Genomic DNA, 16618 nt, shown 5'->3' on the forward strand with positions numbered 1-16618 from the left:
TCTAAAGCTACTTCGGGCTCATAATTGCTGTTAAACCGGATGGCACGGCGGAGAAATTCAAGCAACCCCTCTTCCGAACCACCCTCATTTAGCCCGCCATTTACGCTCCGCCCAGCGGATGGGCAGCCGGGCATCACCTCTGGAAGGACGTCATGGAACTGCTGTGGGAAATTGCAGGTTGGTCGGGGGCAGTTCTGATCCTGGCGGCATACCTGGCTGTTTCCATGGGTTGGTTGAAGGCCGGCAAGCACTTCCAGGTGGCCAACCTCATCGGTGCATGTGCCTTCATCGTCAATGGCGCGGTCCACGAAGCGTGGCCCTCAGTGGTCACGAACGTGGCTTGGTGCCTTATTTCCGCTGTTGCGATTCTGCGCATGCGCGCCACGCACCAGTTGCCGGTGGCCGCAGTTGAGGCCCCGCAGGTGCAGTTTCCCGGCGTCCCTGACACCACCGGCCAAATCGCTGTCGTCGAGGCGATTACTTCTGCCGTTCACGGCGACGTCGTGGGACGAGTGTCTGAGTGCCAAGCCAGCCGGCGTGACGGGCGGGTAGCAGCGCCGACGGCGCGGACGTCCTGAACCCGGGTTCGCCCAGTTCGCGGGAAGCGTGCGGGATCGCCGGATCGTTCCCGCGATCCCGCACCTTTCCCGCTATTTCGACGGCGGGGCGTCCGAGCTGGTGGACATCATCGCGTGCGGGGTCGTCCCGGTCAATCTGGATCATCGCCTTAAATTTACCGGTTTGCTCTGCTGACACCTCACCAAAGCAGCAACGGACGACGGCGAGAGGTCCCGCCGTCGTCCGTTCAGCAGAAAAACCTAAGGGCGGGGCTTCCCGGTGGTTCGCGGCACAAGTGCAGCGATCGCGGAGTCGATTGCCTTGGCCGCTGAATCGACAGCCGCTTGTGTAGCAGAGACGTCCGTGTTCACACTCTGGCCAGTATCCAGTGCCCGTTGAAGGTCGGCGAAGCTGGCACCCGTCCAATCACCCCCGCGCTGCGCCGTCCCTTGCCCTATCATCACCTCGAGAAGCGTCTTATCCACGGCTTTCGCATAGAACTTCAGCTCTGCGATGTTCGCGAAACCCGCCGGAGTGTAATACCTCAGGTAGCGGTACGCCGTCGTCGTCTGTACCGGGAGCGTGTACCACTGCGCGGCCGTGGCATTCGAGATCGTCGCCAGCGTCGTGAAGTTTGTCCCATCGTTCGACCCTTGGATCTGCGCACCGTTGCCACGCGCGACATTACCTGCCCGTGGCAGATACTTGACGGCACCCAGGATGACAGGTGCCTCTGTCCCCAGGTCCACCTGAACCCATCCGCTTGCAGATGTGGTGTCCGGAGAGGTGGCAGGGTCGCCGTCGAAGGCCCGCCAGCCATTGTCTGCGGCGGTGGCAGTGTTGCCGAAGGCGACGGATGATGCCGTCACCGCTGTCCGTGGAATGGCGATCTGCGGATAAAGGTCGGACAGGGGCTTCAGGAGTGCGCCGGCCGCGAGGAACTGGTTGAGCAGCAGTGTTCGGTCGGCATTGGGAGCCGTCAGTGCACCACGAATCCTGGTTGTCTCCTTGTTGTAGAGGTAAGCACTGCCTTGAGTGGAAGTGGAGGTGTCAGCGGCCTTGGCATCGAGATAGGAATCCGGGTACGCGACGTCGCCGTAGAACTGGACTTCCGACAGGTTCCCGCTCCACGCCGTGGCGTTGAAGAGGCGTACATACCGGTAATGCTGAGCCGCTGCGGCTGAAGTTGGTTTGATGTCGATCCACTTGTTGGCCGTCGCTCCGGATACAGGGGAGATCAGATCAACCCAAGTGGTACCGTCAGCCGAGCCCTGCACCACAGTGCCGTTGGCGCGGGTGGCCGCCGAGGCCCTCGGGAGCAGCAGGATTTCATCGAGCCGCACCGTCGCAGTGGGGCCGAAGTCGATCTTGTACCAGGAACCTGACGCAGTGTTCAGGTCACCGAAGGTGTCACCGTTCCCGTCGAAGAGCAGGTTGCCCACCTGATCGGCGCCCAGTCCGTTCCCCGGCCACTGTTTGTCGGATGCGGTGACAGTGGCGAGCTTGGGGACGTTGATGGCGTGGTCTGCCGACCCTGCCAGCATGAGCGTCGAGCCGTCAGTTGTGGAGTACGACGTCGGTCCGGCTGAGCCATCGGTGTTGGTGAAGCCGACGGAAATGCCGACCTGTCCCATGGGGACGCCAGACATCACCGCTTCCGCTGACCAATTGATGCCGTCGGCGGATGTCGCGGCAACGGACTTCCCCTGGATCGTCGCGCTCACACTGGCGAGCGGCTTCTTGGCGACCATCGTCAGCTTCACCGTGTCTCCAAGCTGGATCTTGCCTGCAATAGCCTGCGGGGACCCGATCGAGACTGTTTTGAGCTGGTTGCCGATTTCGTGCCGGTCTCCGAGGATATGGAACTCATTCATCTCGAAGAGATTCCTAACAATTCCGTACAGTACATCAGGCTGCGGCTGAAGCAGCTGCACCCTGATGTAGCGGAACTGCGAGCTGCGCAGGGAGGGGTCGACGTCGAGCGTCTGGTAGTCCTGGGTGAAAGCCGTGACGCCGGGCGTCAGCCTCGTCCAGTTCTGGGAATCGTTTGATCCGAAGACTGCGGAGTTCGCGAGACGGTCGGCGAAGATGTTGCTCGCGAATCCGAACTTATTAGCCGAGACCCGGAAATCCGGACCAAAATCGAAGGTGTGGGAGAGGTTCTGCGCCTGGGGGTAGGACGTCCCGGATTGGTCGTCGCCGTCAACGAGTTTGAAGGCACTCGTTCCGGCCGTTGACGTGGCCAGTATTCCCGGATAGTTCAGGCTCTGGTCAATGGGGGACCGCGGAGAGACCAAGGCGAGGCCACTCGTGGCCGCAACCAGGCTTTGCAGCTGCTTGAGGTAGCCTGCGTCGTCTCCCGATGCGCCTGCCGCGGCCGCTGCCTTCGCCGCATTGAATGCGTCCAGCGTTGCTGACACATAGATGGCCTGCGAATCGAAGCCCTGCTGGGCCTTCGAGAGCGCACCCGAACGGTCGGCGGCGATATCCAGCGTGATGCGTCGCGCCGTCGTGGTTGTGCCGTCGGAGACCCAAACTGTCACAGTCGGGGATGAAGCAGCTGCAGGGGTCCACGTCAGGTGGCCTGTTGCGGGGTTAAGCTCAGCCCCCGGGGGCAGGCCCGCCGCTGAGTAGGTAATGGTATCCGTAGCGACCGGATCCTTCGCGCTGAGGTCCACATCGAGGGCCGCCCCGGTGTAACCGACGATTCGCTGGCCATCGGTGACTGCGGTGAATTCCGGAGGGCTGAGTTCGGCGCCCGCATTGATGTTCAGTGTGTCGACGTCGACAGTTGTCCCGTCGCCTGTGACCTCAATGTTGAGAAGATCGGCGATGCCCTCGTCGTTGACGAGATTGAGCGTGACATAGGTCCACGCTCCTCCGGTGTCCGGGAGCACGATGGTGCGGTCCAGCCCGAAGGTCAGCCTCATCAGTGCAGTTCCGTTGGTCCGGATCCGCAGCCCGACTGTCTTCTTGGCGGTCGAGCCGGTCAGGAAGGCGATCTTGGTCCCGGACGTGCTTGCCTCAAGGCTCACATAGCCGGTTGTCCCGTCGGTGCCTTTCCTGGACGTGCCGGAGAGTGCTGTGTAGCGGTCTTCAATGTCGAGGTTGGTGGGGCTCTTCTGCGGGACAGGCAGGGAAGACCCGGCAGCGGAGGCGGGCGCGTACAACCAGAAGTCGCCGCCCCCGTCAACGTTGTCCCAGGCACGATTCAGGCTTCCGCCGTAATAGAAGTTCGATGGCATTCGCTTGGAGAATGCCTCGTTGAAGTACGGGGCCTTCTGTGAGAGGTCGACGCCCCGCACATAGGTGTAGTAGTAGTACAGGTCCCAGAAGCTGGCGGTGGTGTAGCGGCCCCGGTAGCTGTTCGAGATGTGGTTGTACGTGTCGCGGATGGTGCCGTCGGGTGAGATCGCATAGGCGGCCGGAACCCATGGTGTGTCATAGCCCTGCATGAAACGCCAGAAGTAGTCGGCGGCAGCGAGGATGCGGTCGTTGAGGAAATCGTAGGGTCCTACAGCATTTGCTGCTGATGAGACTGTCCCTGCAACAGGGTCCACCTTGGTATTCTGCGCGAGCAGCATTCGGGAGATGATCGTGGCGTTGGTGATGTCGCCGCCGCCGTGCGCCTGGTCCCTCCCCATTTCCAGGTGCTGCACCACCGGTTGATCCAGTGGCTGTCCTGTTGCGTCGTTCTTCGTCATGAGACGGAACAGCCGGGAAACGGACCCGTTGAAGCCCTGGTCGGTTGCCGTGGAGTTGACGGTGAACCACTCGACAGCCTCGTCGTAACGGGCCCGGTTGTCCGTGAAGATGTAGCCCGCCATGGTGCCCATGAGGGGGTAGTTGTGCTGGTTCATGAAATGGTTTTGATCGTGCTGGAACGTCTCGATCACAGGAGTGATGAGGTTGGTGGTAAACGCCTGCGTATCCGCGTCCGTCCAAGGCACAGTCTCGTTGGTGCACGAACTGTAGCGAAGGACCTCGGCGGCTGACACCATCCGGTTGAGGGGGATTCCGGTATGGATGTGGGCGTCCGTGAAGTAGGTGTACTGGGCCGGGTCCATCTGGGACCAGATTCGGATGATGTGCATCGCGTTCGCACGGTAGGTTTCGTTGCCGGTGATCGAGTAAAGCGTGGCCTGTGTGTAGGCGGCGAGGCCGTCCTTGATGAAGCGGGAGTTGAAAGACTGGCTGTTGAATGCCGTGGCGGCGGGTTTCGACGGATCCGTCGCGCTCTCGTTGGCTGATTTGATGGACAGCGACGCCGCGCTTGAGGACGTCATCGCATCGAAGTAGGACTTCCACGGTTCGGCACCGGCCGCCACCTGCTGGCGTACGTTCTGCAGGGTGGAGGCGGTAAGGCCAACTCCCGGGTGGACGAATCCCTGGGTGCTGGTCGTTTCATTGAACTGAACGTTGCAGATCACGTCAGCTGCCGCCGATGGCGCCGCGCCTGGTCCTGCAGCGAGGAGCCCGGCGAAGAGGGAAGCGGCGACGAGCACCGACATTCGCTGGAGGATGGATGGGCGACGGGAGCCGGGCGAGGAGGATTGTCCAGGACAAGGGGGAACTCCCGAGACATCGGTGAATCTCATGGGTGGCCTGCTTCTTTGGAGGTTAGGGCTGAGGGAGAGTGATGAGGATAACGATTTCCCAACACTCTGGCCATTTCCTTGGGCTTTGTCAAGGGCAAGCGCTATCCAGCGGTTCTGATACGGGCCGGAGACGCGCCTAAATCGACCCGATGAAGGCGACCGAACCAACGAACGCGGGAAGGGCCAGGATCGCGGCCAGCGCGAGGATCACTCTTCCGGCCCAGAGATATCTGGCAGAAGCCAACCCGCTGCGCCGGCCAGTCGCCGGGCCCGGCCACGCCAGCACAATGAGTGCGCCAAGCAAGATCAAGACCGCCGCGGGCGGGATGATAATGGCACCCAGAAGTGGCAAGTATGCCGGGACCGTTCGGCGGGAGGGCAGCGGAAGCCGCCGGCTGTACCTGCCTGCGGATGCTGCCACGATTGCCCCCACCAGCAGCGCAAGGACGGTGAACAGCAGTACTGACAGCCAGCCGGGGCGAACAATAGTGAAGTCAATGTTGAGCGGAGTCCGGGGACGTTTCCGCCAGAATCCGCATCACCAGGCGGCCGCCGGGCCGCGCCACCAGCAGGCCGGAGATCAAAGCCGTGATGCCGGCAAGGAAAAGTAGCACGGATCCCGCGACGATGACTGTAGTCATTTAGCGTACCTTCGAACGTCGCGGCTGCCCCAGCGCCGAACCGTGAAATGAACGGTTGTTGTTAGGCTTTGCAATCACGCCGGAACCGGCATCAATTAGTGCTCATCAGATTGTCCCGACCGCTGGCCTTTGTCAATACGATTGCCAAATCGGACCTTATGGCCACTGCTGCCACAAGGTTCTGGCCTAGCTGCTGAGGTCCCAGTGCACCCGGATGGCCTCGGCAATGGGACCGGCGGTGACGTTGACCCGGAAAGCAACCGGCGCCGTTCCTGTTTCTTCGATGACCGCGTCGCGGTACACACGGCCGCAGGAGGGGCACAGCGTGTAAAGGTCCTCATCTGCAGGCCATTCCGCCAATTCCGGGGGGACCGGTGTGCTCTCTCCGCCGTAGACGGGTACGCCTTCTGAGTTGGCCTGAATCAGTCCGTCCTTGCTGACGGTATTACCGCAGACGCAGGTGATGGTGGTGACATCATGACCGCTCACAGTGGCGGTTTCGGTGGCCACGATGACCTCCCCGGTGCTGGACGAGACGTTCTACTATCAGCTTAAGCCTGAACGCTGGGCCCTGAACCGAACGCAGGGCCGAAAGCCCGGAGGCACCGTCGTCCTGCTGTCCGCAAACGACCGCTCCTGTTCACCGTCCCGAAACCGCTTGGACCATGCCGGTTCTCCCGCAGCAGGAAGTCTTTCCACAGACCGCCTCCCGCCCAGCAGACACAGGAACACTTCCATGCCTTCAAAAACCATAAAAACCACGACGGCGGCAGCCGTCCTGGCGCTCGGCCTCCTTGCGTCCCAGCCCGCCAACGCGGCCGACACCTCCGACAGCCCCGCCGGCCAGAAGTTCACCTTCGGCGTCATCGGCGACACCCCATACGGCGACGCGGAAATCGCCAAGTTCCCGTCCCACATCCAGGACATTAGCGCCGACAGTGCGCTGAAGTTTGTGACCCATCTGGGCGACATCAAGAACGGCTCCTCGGTCTGCTCAGACGAATACTTCGCCAAGATCCGGTCTGAGTTCGACACCTTCGAGCACCCGCTGGTCTATACGCCGGGCGACAACGAGTGGGTGGACTGCCACCGCACCAACAACGGCGCGTACAACCCGCTGGAGCGGCTGGCCAAGCTGCGGGAGGTCTTCTTCGACCAGCCTGGCAAGACCCTCGGCACCAACATGCCGGTCAAGACCCAGGAGAACCTCGGGCTTCCGGAGGACGTGCGCTTCACCCAGAACCGGGTGGCCTTCTCGGTGGTGAACGTCCAGGGCAGCAACAACTCGCTGCTTCCATGGAGCGGGCTGGGCGAAACGGCTCCCACCCCGGAGCAGCTGGCCGAGGTTGCGCACAGGACGGATGCCGTAGTGGACCAGATCCACAGCACGTTCACCGATGCCAGGCGCCGCAACGACCGCGCCGTAGTGCTGATGACCCAGGCCGACATGTTCGATCCGTCGCAGCTGGCCGCGGCCACCGCCGACCCCGAAAGCGTGTCCGGGTTCCGGGAGATCGTTGCCGCCATCGTTGAGGAGACCAACCGCTTCGACCGCCCGGTCTACCTCATCAACGGCGACAGCCACGTCTTTGCCGAGAACCAGCCGCTGGCAGCCGGCTCACCGTGGCTGGGCATCTACGGCCAGCCCGCCGCGGATGACCTGGAGCGCATCACTGTGGACGGAGCGGCCAACGCCACCGACTACCTCAGGTTCACGGTGGCCGGCAACAGCGCCGATGACCGTGCCGTCCTGAGTTGGGAGAAGGTCCCCTTCAGCGAGTAGGCACAGACGGAAGCGGACGACGGCGGGAGCTCCCGCCGTCGTGCGCTTTCTTTGTGCCGGCTACTGGACTGTTCCCCATGACGCAAAGTCCAGTGTCGCGGTAAATCCATAGGCTTGGTCGCGGATAGCTGCAAGGTCCTCGAAGGTGCCGATCGGGACGATGCCGTTGAAGCGCCCGACGTATTTGTAGTACAGCACCAGAGCCTGCTCGGGGGCGTAGTAGCCGATAGTCAGCGGGGCTGCATCGCTGCCCGCCGGCATGCCCTCCAGCGCGAGCGGCGTGGGCAGGCCGGCGATCTTTTCCTGGTCGCCATGGTCCTTGAACGTGAGCGTCAGGGGTAGCTGATCGGTCAAGGGCAGCGAAAGCCACGCCGAGCACTGAGGCTGTGATCTTCTTGTGGCCTCCCCGCTGATCGTGGATGGCACGTCCTCACGGCGACCTTAGGCAGCGGTTGTGGCCATATGCGGCCGGACAGCGATGAATATGGCTAGGGCGGCGGCTTGGATGATGGTCAGGGTAATGGCCAGGGCGAATATTGATTGTTCATACAGGAGCCCGATGAGGACGCTTCCGGCGAGCCAGGCGATGCCATAGCAGGCAGTGAAGATGCCGTAGGCGCTCCCACGGCGTCCTGTCGGGGCCATCTCGGCGACAGCTGCGCGCATGGTGCTTTCCTGAATGCCCATTGCGGCTCCCCATAGCAGCGCTCCTGCCACGGCCAGTGTGGTGTTGTCGCTGAAACCGAGCCACGGGACGGCCCCTGCGAGAACCGGAAGGGCGAGGAGGACCTTCAATCCGATTCGGTCATAAAGCCAGCCGGACCCCAGGGCTGCCACGGCATCGACTGCCATGGACACGGCGTAGAGGACAGGGACCAGCGCGGGCTGCAGGAGCCCGGTAGAGACGAGATGGAATGAGAGCAGCCCGAACGTTGCGTAGCCGAACATGGTCAGGCTGCTGAATGCTGCGTACATCCAGAATTGCCGCGGCATCCCGGAGGTCGTGGGCGGACTCGTGGTAGCCGCGACCGGGGCGGCTGATCCTGAATCCCTGACAGGCTGGCCGTGCGGGGAAGAATCGTAGCGGGAGGGGCTGGGGACACGTTTCCTGAGCCAAAGGAGGAGCAGCATGGCTGCCAATCCGGGAACGGCGAGCAGCAGAAACCCGGGGCCGTAACTGCCCGAGAGTGATAATGACACCCCGATCAGGAGCGGGCCGAGGAAAGCTCCGATCTGGTCCAGTGCTTCGTGGAAGGCGAACGCCTTTCCGCGGCCGAGCCTGGTGCCGGCCTCGGCGAGCATGGTGTCCTTAGCCGGGCTTCGCACGGCCTTGCCCAGGCGCTCCGCCAGGACGAGGAAGCATGCAATCCACAAGGCACTGGTAATCCCGAGCAGAGGTACAGACAGTGCTGTGAGGCCGTAGCCGGCCATCGCCAGTGCCCACCGGAGCCGGGGCCGGTCCGCCAGGCGCCCGAAGACCAGGCGCAGGACGAGGGCCACCGCCTCGCCGGCGCCGGTGATGACGCTGATCAGGAGGGCGGACGCGCCCAGTACGCCCAGGAAGGGGCCGGTGACGCTCCTGGCCCCTTCGTAAACCATGTCCATCAGGGCGCTGATGGTGCCGAAGACAAGGATGAAGCGGAACGCGGTCAGCGGCGGTCCCGCAGTGCTCCTGCTGCCGGTGTTGCCGGCGGTGCTCGTCATCCTGGAAAGCCTCTTCTTGTCAGGTCCTGACTTTACGTTTGGCAACGATAGCGTAGGCCACAAGTGAAGCGGACGGCCGGAGGTCCCGCCGTCGTCCGCTCCTCACAAACCGGGGACACACTTGCCGGTTCCCAGCAACGCAAGCCCGGCGCGGTCGCCAGCGCCGAAGTCCATTTGCCCGTGGTTCTCTGCGTACATCAGCTGAGTGGGGTCGTCCACATGGCCCAGTCCGACTACATGCCCCAACTCGTGCATGATGATGGCCCGCACCAAAGCCGGTCCATCAGGAAACGCCAGTGTTTCCGTCAGGCCCGGCGCGTCAAGCTGCACCTGGCCGGTGACGTAAATATAGGGCTCGCCCGGGATCTGGATCGAGGCGCTGCCCCCGGTGCCGGCAATTTTCCCCGCCAGCTCGGGCGCCTCTTCCGGAGTGGACCAGGCAATCAGGACCGGCGCCCATTTCTTGCCGTAGCGCTCGGGCTGATAGGCCTTGCGATCATTGCTTGGCGCTTCGGAAGTGGGTCCGTCGTACACGAACTGCAGTCCGGAGGCCGCGGAAACTGCGGACACGGCCTCCCGGATGAGGTGCTCTGTGCCCGGCGGCGCCAGGTCAGGCCGGACCACGTAATGAACCGGGCGGCACGGGTCGTAGGCAACAAAAGGCTGACCCGGGTCGGGTGACTTCTGCAGAACGTAATCGGTGGATCCGTCGGTGGCCGGGGGAACGCCGAGGGGCGACGAAGCTGCCTCAAAGCCTGGCGGCGGGACCTCAGAGCCGGGCAGGTGGGGCCGTGCCGCCGCCATCACGTACCGTTCAAAAAGCGTCGGCGTGAAATAGAGCCCCACTACCAGCGCGACGCCCAGCACAGTGGCCCACCGCAGCCCCCACTTGCCCGTGCCCCATCGCCTCGTCCCGGCATGGCCGCGCCTTTTCACTCCACCTGGCGCGGGGCCCGCACGCCAGGGTTCGGGATCTTGCAGCTTGCCGAATGCCTCGTCGATGGCCCACTGTGGGATACGCCCGCTCGGCGAACGCCGGACGCCCGGAGGAACGTCACGTTCCCCGGTGGACATGCCTGCGGAGTTCTCTTTATCAAAACCTGGTACCACCAAGGCCCCCCGTGCTCCCCAACCCATCTCGTGCAATGGTCCGCTCAGCATAGTGGTCGGCTTCGGTTCATGAGGACGGGCGGGCTCGGCTGAGTCTCCCGGAAGGAGAAGTCAGCCGACGACGGCGGGACCTCCCGCCGTCGTCGACTCCTGCAAAAGTGTGTCTACTTGATAGCCGAAGGCCCGCTACGCAGGGGCCAGCGCCCGGACGGAGTTTCTTTCCACAGTGGGGCAGTAAATTTTCGTGGGTGCGGTGGCCTGTGGTTCCTCAAGGCCAAGGAGCATGCGAACTCCCGCTGCCCCCAGTTCGTAGTGGGGAAGAGAAACGGTGGAAAGCGGTGGCCGGAGGTGGGCCGCGATAACTTCCTGGTTGTCGAAGCCCACCACAGCAATATCATCGGGAATGGAGAGGCCCTGCTCGCGCAGCCCATCGTATAGTCCCATCGCCATTCGGTCGTTGTAGCAATATACGGCCGTAGCGCCGAGCTTGAGCAGTTCCTGTGCTGCTCCGTACCCGCCTTCCTGGTCTGGATAGGCTTCGAGGACCAGGCCGTCGTCGAAGGTGATGCCTTCTGCTTCCAGTGCTTCTTTATAGCCCTGAAGCCGTCCGTCCTTCGCCGGGGCGGGGATGGTGGCGTTGATGAAAGCGATCCGACGGTGACCGTGCTTCAGCAGGATTTCTGTGGCTGAACGTCCGCCTTGAATTTCATCCGGGACCACGGCCCGCGCGCCTGGTTCCGCAGAGAAGCAGTTGACGAGGACGAAGTCTGATTCCCGCAGGGGTGCCGGCAGTTCGGTGGCTCGGTGGAACCAGGTCGAGTAGAGGATGCCGCGGACTTTGTATTCCAGCATCATCGCAATTGCATCCGTTTCAAGCTCACGGTTGCCCTCGGTATTGGCGATCAGAAGGGCGAAGCCATGCTTCCAGGCCTCATCCTGGGCGCCGTGGATGATCTGGCCGGCGAAAGGGGTGGTGGCGATCGCGTCGGCAACGAGGCCGATGAATCGGGAACTTCCGCTGACAAGGGTTTGCGCCATGGCGTTAGGCCGATAGCCCAGCTCCCGGATCGCGTCCAGAACCCGATGGCGGGTCTCTTCGGCGATTCGCGCCGACTTTTTCTTGTTCACAACGAGAGAAACGGTGGCTGTGGAGACGCCAGCGGCTTCAGCCACTTGCCGGAGGGTGACGGGTTGTGGGCGCTGGCCCTGGTTCGTGGAGGCGGCAGCACTCATAGGCGTGCCCGAACCATTCTCCTGCGAAATCATCTGCCCTCCTGCAGGAGTATATCCGCCTGGTGTTCCTTTCATCCTTTGGTCGCCCCGCTTTCCAGGCCTTGGATCATCGCCTTGTTGAGCACGAGGAAGACCAGCAGCAGAGGAGTGATGGTGACACAGACCGCAGCGAACGTGGCCGTCCAGTCCGTTTTTCCCATCGCGCCGATGTAGTTCTGCAGGCCCAGCGGGATGGTCTTCAGCTCCTCCGAGAGGACGAAGGTGTTGGCGAAGATGAAGTCGTTCCAGATGAAGATGCTGTTCACCAGGACGACTGTCACGACAGTATTTACCGAGAGCGGGAGGGTGATCAGTCCGAAGATGCGGTAGGGCCCTGCTCCATCGAGCGAGGCGGCTTCATACGTTTCCCGGGGGATGTATTCGAAGAACGAGGAAAAGAGGTAGATCGACATCGGCAGGGCGAAGCCGGCCAGGGGGATGATCATCGACGGGTAGGTGTCGAGCAGGTTGATGCTCGAGTAGTCGATGAAGAGCGGCACAAGCGCGATCTGGACGGGCACGATGATGCCGATCAGGAAGAGGATGCGGACGAACTTGCTGAACCGGAAGCCAAGGACCTGCAGGGCATAGGCCGCCATCATTCCCAGGAGCACGATCAGGAGGTTGGCGCCCATCGTGACGATGAAGCTGTTGAGGATGTTCATTCCGAGGTTGCCGGTCTCGAAAGCGCGGGCATAGTTATCGAAAGTCACAGCTTTGGGGAGCGCGAATGGATCCCCGGTCGCGAAGTCATGTTCAGTGCGCAGGCTCGTAATGAAAAGCCAGGCCAAGGGGTAAACCTGCACGATGACGATGAGAGCGATGATTACTTTTGACAGCGTGCCGTGGAGGCTGGGCTTGCTCCGCCTCCGGACGGGCGCAGGGCTCGCTGATGGGTCCGGGGTTGCTCTGGGCCGTGTAACCGGGGCTGCTGGCGCGGTCATGCGTCCGCCTTTCGTTTGAGCATGAAGAGGATGAGTCCTACGGCCACCAGGCACTCGACGACGATGAACACGGCGATGGTGCTGGCGTAGCCGAAGTCAGTGCTCGTGAATGCCGTCTTGTACATGTAGGTGGTCAGCAACTCGGAGGACTGTCCCGGGCCGCCGTTAGTCATGAGGTAAGGGATGTCGAACCCGCGCAGCCCGTATGTTGTCGCCATGATCGTGGTGGTGATCCAGACGGGCATGATGTGGGGGAAACGGATCTTGGTGAACAGTTGCCACCGCGAAGCGCCGTCGAGGCGGGCGGCTTCCTCAAGTTCCTGCGGGACAGACAGCAGCGCCGCGTAGATGATGAGCATGTAGAGGCCCGTGAATCGCCAGCCCTCCGGGGCCGACACTGCCGCGAGGACGCTGTTGATATCCGAAAGCCAGGGGCGTTCAAGGGCGCCCAGGCCGATCCAGTGCAGGAGCTGGTTCAAGAGGCCGACGGGTTCGAGCGAGTAGATGCGCACGAAGAGGAACGCGATGGCCACGGTGGAGATCACTGCTGGCAGGAGGTAGAGGGTTTTGATGAGCTCGCGGCCGCGGCGCATGGAGGTCAGGAGGCTGGCGACGAGCAGTGCGCCGCCGAGCTGCAGGACCAGGCAGATGGCGAGATAGCCGAGGGCGTTGAAGAAGGAGCGCCAGAAGATGTCGTCTCCGGTGAGCATCCGCACATAGTTGGCAAGCCCCACGAACTGCATGTCGCTGATGCCGTTCCAGGAGAAGAAGCTGAGGAACAGCGACTGCAGAATGGGGAAAAGCACGGCGACGCCGTACAGCAGCAGGGGTGGGAGCAGGAAGACCAGGACAGAGAGTCGTGACCTGTTGGGGAGCATGGTTGGGCCTTTCGGGTGGGGGCCGTAGCCCCCACCGCTGTGATTACTTGAAGAACTTCGGGGCGTTCTGGGCGATGGTGCTGTCCATCGTGCTGGTGAACTGCTCGGGCGTGATGTTGCCCTGGACCAGGAGCACGAGCTCCTGCTGCAGCCTGCCGTTCGTTGTTGGATCGAGCTGGGTATCCCACGGCATTGCCTGTTCGTCCCCGAGGTCGGTGGCCTTTTCCAGGGCCTTCTTGTACAAGGGTGTTGCGTTGGCCGGAACTACGGTTTCCACGTTCGTCGTCGGGGACAGTGCGCCGGTAGCCGCGTATTCGGACGGGTACTTCGTTAGGGCGAATTTCAGGAAGTCGCTCACGAGCGGGTCGTAGGTCTTGGCGTTTACAGCCATGCCGATACCGGAGGGGGAGACGAACTCGTTGGCTGCGGTGACCGATCCTTCCGTGGTCGGGAGGGTGAAGAAGTCGATGTCCTCCCGCACTGAGGGGTTCAGCTTGTCAGTTGCCAGGCTTGGCAGCTCCCAAGTGCCGATGTTGTACATCGCTGCCTGCCCGGAGGTGAACTGGTTCTGCGCGTCGGAGTAGCCCTGTGAGGAGAACCCGTCCTGGAAGCACTTGGCCTTTCCGAGCGAGGCCAGCCATTCGACAGTCTTCTGGCCCGCGGCGTCGGAGAACTTCGCTTCGCCCTTTTTGAGCTTCTGGATGAAATTCGGGCCTGCCTCCCTGAACGGCTGGTAGGCGACATACCGCTCCAGGGGCCATTGGTCCTGGCCGTCAATGGCGAACGGGGTGATCCCGGCATTGCGCAGCGCGGTGCACATGGCAGGAATGTCGTCGAGGGATTTCGGGACGGAGACTCCGGCCTTCTGCAGCAGGGCCTTGTTGTACCAGATGAATTCCAGCTCGAACTGGAATGGAATCATGTTGAGGGACCCGTCATCGAAGCGCTGGTAGTCCAGCGCGCTGGGCCGATAGTCGTCGTAGACGTCCAAGGACTTCAGTAGCTTTTCAGCGTCGACCATCTTGCCCTGCTTGGCCAACTGCTGGGCGAAGGGTGTGGCGTCGGTGTCGAAGAGTTCGGGAAGCTTGTTCGCGGCGGCGAGGGTCTCAAGCTTCTGGATGTAGGAGGGCCGGTCCGGGGTGGTGATCAGGTTGAGCGAGAAGCCGGGGTGGTCCTTGGTGTAATCGTCCGCGAGTTTTTTCATAATGTTGATGACCGCGCCGTCAGCCGGACGGGACAGCAGCCACGAAATTTCGCGGGGCTTGACCTCCCCGGTGGGTCTGACGTTGGAAGGATCGCTGGCTGTTCCGCTGCCGCATCCGGCGAGGGCGAGGGCTGCTGCCGCAGCCACGGCAGCTGTTCGGAATAACTTCTTCATGGGGACAATCTCCTTTGATGTGAGCCGAAAAATGGTGAAGGCATTTAGTTGTCTGTGCGCTGACGTATCTGAAGGTCTGTAAGGGTTGCGGACCCTTCCCCGGCGAAGACGCCGATGCGACTGGCCGGCGAGTCGTAGATCCGGCTGCTGAGGGCAACCTGCCGATCCAGGACGGCGACACAGAGGTCCCCGTCAACCACGAGTTCGAGGGTGTGCTCTCCGGGAGCCACATGGCAGGGGCGTTCCAGTTCGATGTCGAACGGAACGTCCCCGGAGACATGCCATTGGGCGTCGCCGGTGACTTTCCTCGGCCACCGGTCGAAAACCATGCGGCCGCGTTTCGGTTCCAGGCGCAACACGTAGGACTGGTCCCCGTCCTGGCTTGAGCGCAGCAACAGCCCGCATTCGGTGGTGTTGGCTTCGATGTTGAGGACTGCCTTGGCGTAGAACTGGCTGGGCATTTCTTCGTCGGAGACGACGGCGGCGTACCCGTCTGGTACGTCCAGTCGAGTCGGCAGGTCGTTCGCCAGTGATGCCGGCACGTCCTCCCAGAAGCTGTCAACGAGTTCGTCAGCTAATCCGAATCCCAGGGTTCCGTCCGCGTTCTGCCGGGCTTCCAGGACGGACATGGTCCCGGCCCACTGCCAGGGACCGTCGTCGGTGTTGCCCTCCTTGCTCGCGATCCACCCGAAAAAGAAGCGGCGTCCGTCGCGTTCGGCGGTCTTGGAGGCGTAGAAGGCGCGCCCATCGACGCTTTCCAGGTCTGGTACCGTCCATGGACCATCCGGGCTCTTGGCCATGCGGTACCGGGTGGTGAAGGATTCGGAGAACTCTGAATAGACCATGTACCACCAGTCGCCCCAGGAGAAGACGTCCGGGCATTCATGGGTGATGTAGCGGCGTGGGTCCCAGAAGGGGTCTGTGTGCTCCCACGTCATCAGGTCGCTGGAGACGCACTGGGCTATGACACCGCGACGGCGTTCGGGTCCGGTGGAGTGCCGGGCTGCAAGGAGCATCCGCCACTGGCCCGCGGCCTCGTCCCGGAAGACGAAGGGATCCCGCCAGTCGCCGGACTCGAAGCCGTCCGGTGCGCCGAAGGTAAGTTCCGGGTGCTTCACCCAGGACTGCATTCCATCGGTGCTCGTGGCATGCATGACTAGCTGAAGGGGCGCCCCGTCCGATCCGAGGTGACGCGGATTCTGGCCGGTGTAGAACAGATGGTGGATGCCGGTCTCGTCTACGATGACACTGCCCGTGTAGGCGTTGAAATCCGCGTCTGTTTCGCTTCCGTGCTTTAGGGAAACGCCCTGGTCCTCAAATTGCGTGAGGTCTTTAGTGGTGACGAGGTTCCACGAGGTTCCCGGTTTCGGGTCTGCACGGACCTCGTGAAGGTAAAAGAGCCAGAACTCTCCGTCCTTCTCAAAGGGGATAAGATCTCCAACCCATCCATCGGAGGGCTGGAAGAATACTGAGCTTTTCATCGGCGCTGATGTCCATTTCTGCTAAAGCGTTTTACCACCTGTAATGTATCGCTTCGCTTAAGTTTGATCAAGCGTTTTAGCAAATTTGGTTTGGCCAGGTGCTGCCTCAAGGCCCGGCAGAGCAAACCTTTCAACTGCAACGGAATCAGGGCTAGCCTGTTCCTAGGCATGGTAGGCCGCTACCGGGTGTAGGTTTCTCGATTGGCATGGGCCAAGGGGCAAATAGTGGGGGAATCTTTTCCTGTCGGTTCGGGACCGGTTCAGAGACCAA

Annotated in this window: 14 protein-coding genes; 2 read left to right on the top strand and 12 right to left on the bottom strand. The window is 62.2% G+C overall.

All coding sequences use genetic code 11. From position 1 onward, the window contains the following. Positions 1-152: 152 nt before the first annotated feature. On the top strand, positions 153-578 hold the full coding sequence (locus tag QFZ40_RS01600) for a CBU_0592 family membrane protein (RefSeq protein ID WP_306902467.1): 426 nt from the start codon (positions 153-155) through the stop codon (positions 576-578). A 240-nt stretch (positions 579-818) separates the two neighbouring features. Here the strand turns inward: QFZ40_RS01600 and QFZ40_RS01605 are convergent, their stop codons facing one another. The 4 genes from QFZ40_RS01605 to QFZ40_RS01620 form a co-directional block, all read right to left on the bottom strand. Beyond that, complete coding sequence (locus QFZ40_RS01605; RefSeq protein WP_306902468.1) at positions 819-5069, bottom strand: discoidin domain-containing protein; 4251 nt, start codon at positions 5067-5069, stop codon at positions 819-821. Between the two features lie 223 nt (positions 5070-5292). Continuing rightward, positions 5293-5577, bottom strand: a complete 285-nt coding sequence (locus QFZ40_RS01610; RefSeq protein WP_306902469.1) for a hypothetical protein — start codon at positions 5575-5577, stop codon at positions 5293-5295. A gap of 73 nt (positions 5578-5650) precedes the next feature. Further along, positions 5651-5797, bottom strand: coding sequence for a hypothetical protein (locus tag QFZ40_RS01615; RefSeq protein WP_306902470.1), 147 nt, complete (start codon positions 5795-5797; stop codon positions 5651-5653). A 186-nt stretch (positions 5798-5983) separates the two neighbouring features. Beyond that, positions 5984-6307, bottom strand: a complete 324-nt coding sequence (locus tag QFZ40_RS01620) for a hypothetical protein (RefSeq protein WP_306902471.1) — start codon at positions 6305-6307, stop codon at positions 5984-5986. Between the two features lie 226 nt (positions 6308-6533). Here QFZ40_RS01620 and QFZ40_RS01625 point away from each other — a divergent pair, with 226 nt between their 5' ends. Beyond that, the gene (locus tag QFZ40_RS01625) at positions 6534-7580 is read left to right on the top strand and encodes a hypothetical protein (RefSeq protein WP_306902472.1); all 1047 of its coding nucleotides are present in this window, start codon (positions 6534-6536) and stop codon (positions 7578-7580) included. Between the two features lie 60 nt (positions 7581-7640). On the opposite strand, the gene QFZ40_RS01630 is transcribed toward QFZ40_RS01625, so the two are convergent. From QFZ40_RS01630 to QFZ40_RS01665, 8 genes are all read right to left on the bottom strand, one after another. Further along, positions 7641-7934 (bottom strand): cyclophilin-like fold protein, encoded by a 294-nt coding sequence (locus QFZ40_RS01630; RefSeq protein ID WP_306902473.1) that lies wholly within the window; start codon positions 7932-7934, stop codon positions 7641-7643. Positions 7935-8021: 87 nt separating this feature from the next. After that, positions 8022-9284: an MFS transporter gene (locus QFZ40_RS01635; RefSeq protein WP_306902474.1), complete on the bottom strand. Its 1263-nt coding sequence runs from the start codon at positions 9282-9284 to the stop codon at positions 8022-8024. A gap of 102 nt (positions 9285-9386) precedes the next feature. Continuing rightward, positions 9387-10358 (bottom strand): peptidase, encoded by a 972-nt coding sequence (locus QFZ40_RS01640; protein ID WP_306902475.1) that lies wholly within the window; start codon positions 10356-10358, stop codon positions 9387-9389. Positions 10359-10580: 222 nt separating this feature from the next. Then, positions 10581-11660, bottom strand: coding sequence for a LacI family DNA-binding transcriptional regulator (locus QFZ40_RS01645; protein ID WP_373427377.1), 1080 nt, complete (start codon positions 11658-11660; stop codon positions 10581-10583). A gap of 38 nt (positions 11661-11698) precedes the next feature. Then, on the bottom strand, positions 11699-12610 hold the full coding sequence (locus QFZ40_RS01650; protein ID WP_306902476.1) for a carbohydrate ABC transporter permease: 912 nt from the start codon (positions 12608-12610) through the stop codon (positions 11699-11701). Beyond that, entirely contained in the window at positions 12607-13488 is an 882-nt protein-coding gene (locus tag QFZ40_RS01655) for a carbohydrate ABC transporter permease (protein ID WP_306902477.1), read from the bottom strand. Before QFZ40_RS01655 ends, QFZ40_RS01650 begins: the two co-directional genes overlap by 4 nt. A gap of 43 nt (positions 13489-13531) precedes the next feature. Then, on the bottom strand, positions 13532-14866 hold the full coding sequence (locus QFZ40_RS01660; RefSeq protein WP_306902478.1) for an ABC transporter substrate-binding protein: 1335 nt from the start codon (positions 14864-14866) through the stop codon (positions 13532-13534). Between the two features lie 44 nt (positions 14867-14910). Next, positions 14911-16347, bottom strand: a complete 1437-nt coding sequence (locus QFZ40_RS01665) for a GH32 C-terminal domain-containing protein (RefSeq protein WP_306902479.1) — start codon at positions 16345-16347, stop codon at positions 14911-14913. Between the last annotated feature and the right edge of the window lie 271 nt (positions 16348-16618).

It is taken from the genome of Arthrobacter pascens (assembly GCF_030816475.1).
GTDB lineage: Bacteria > Actinomycetota > Actinomycetes > Actinomycetales > Micrococcaceae > Arthrobacter > Arthrobacter pascens_B.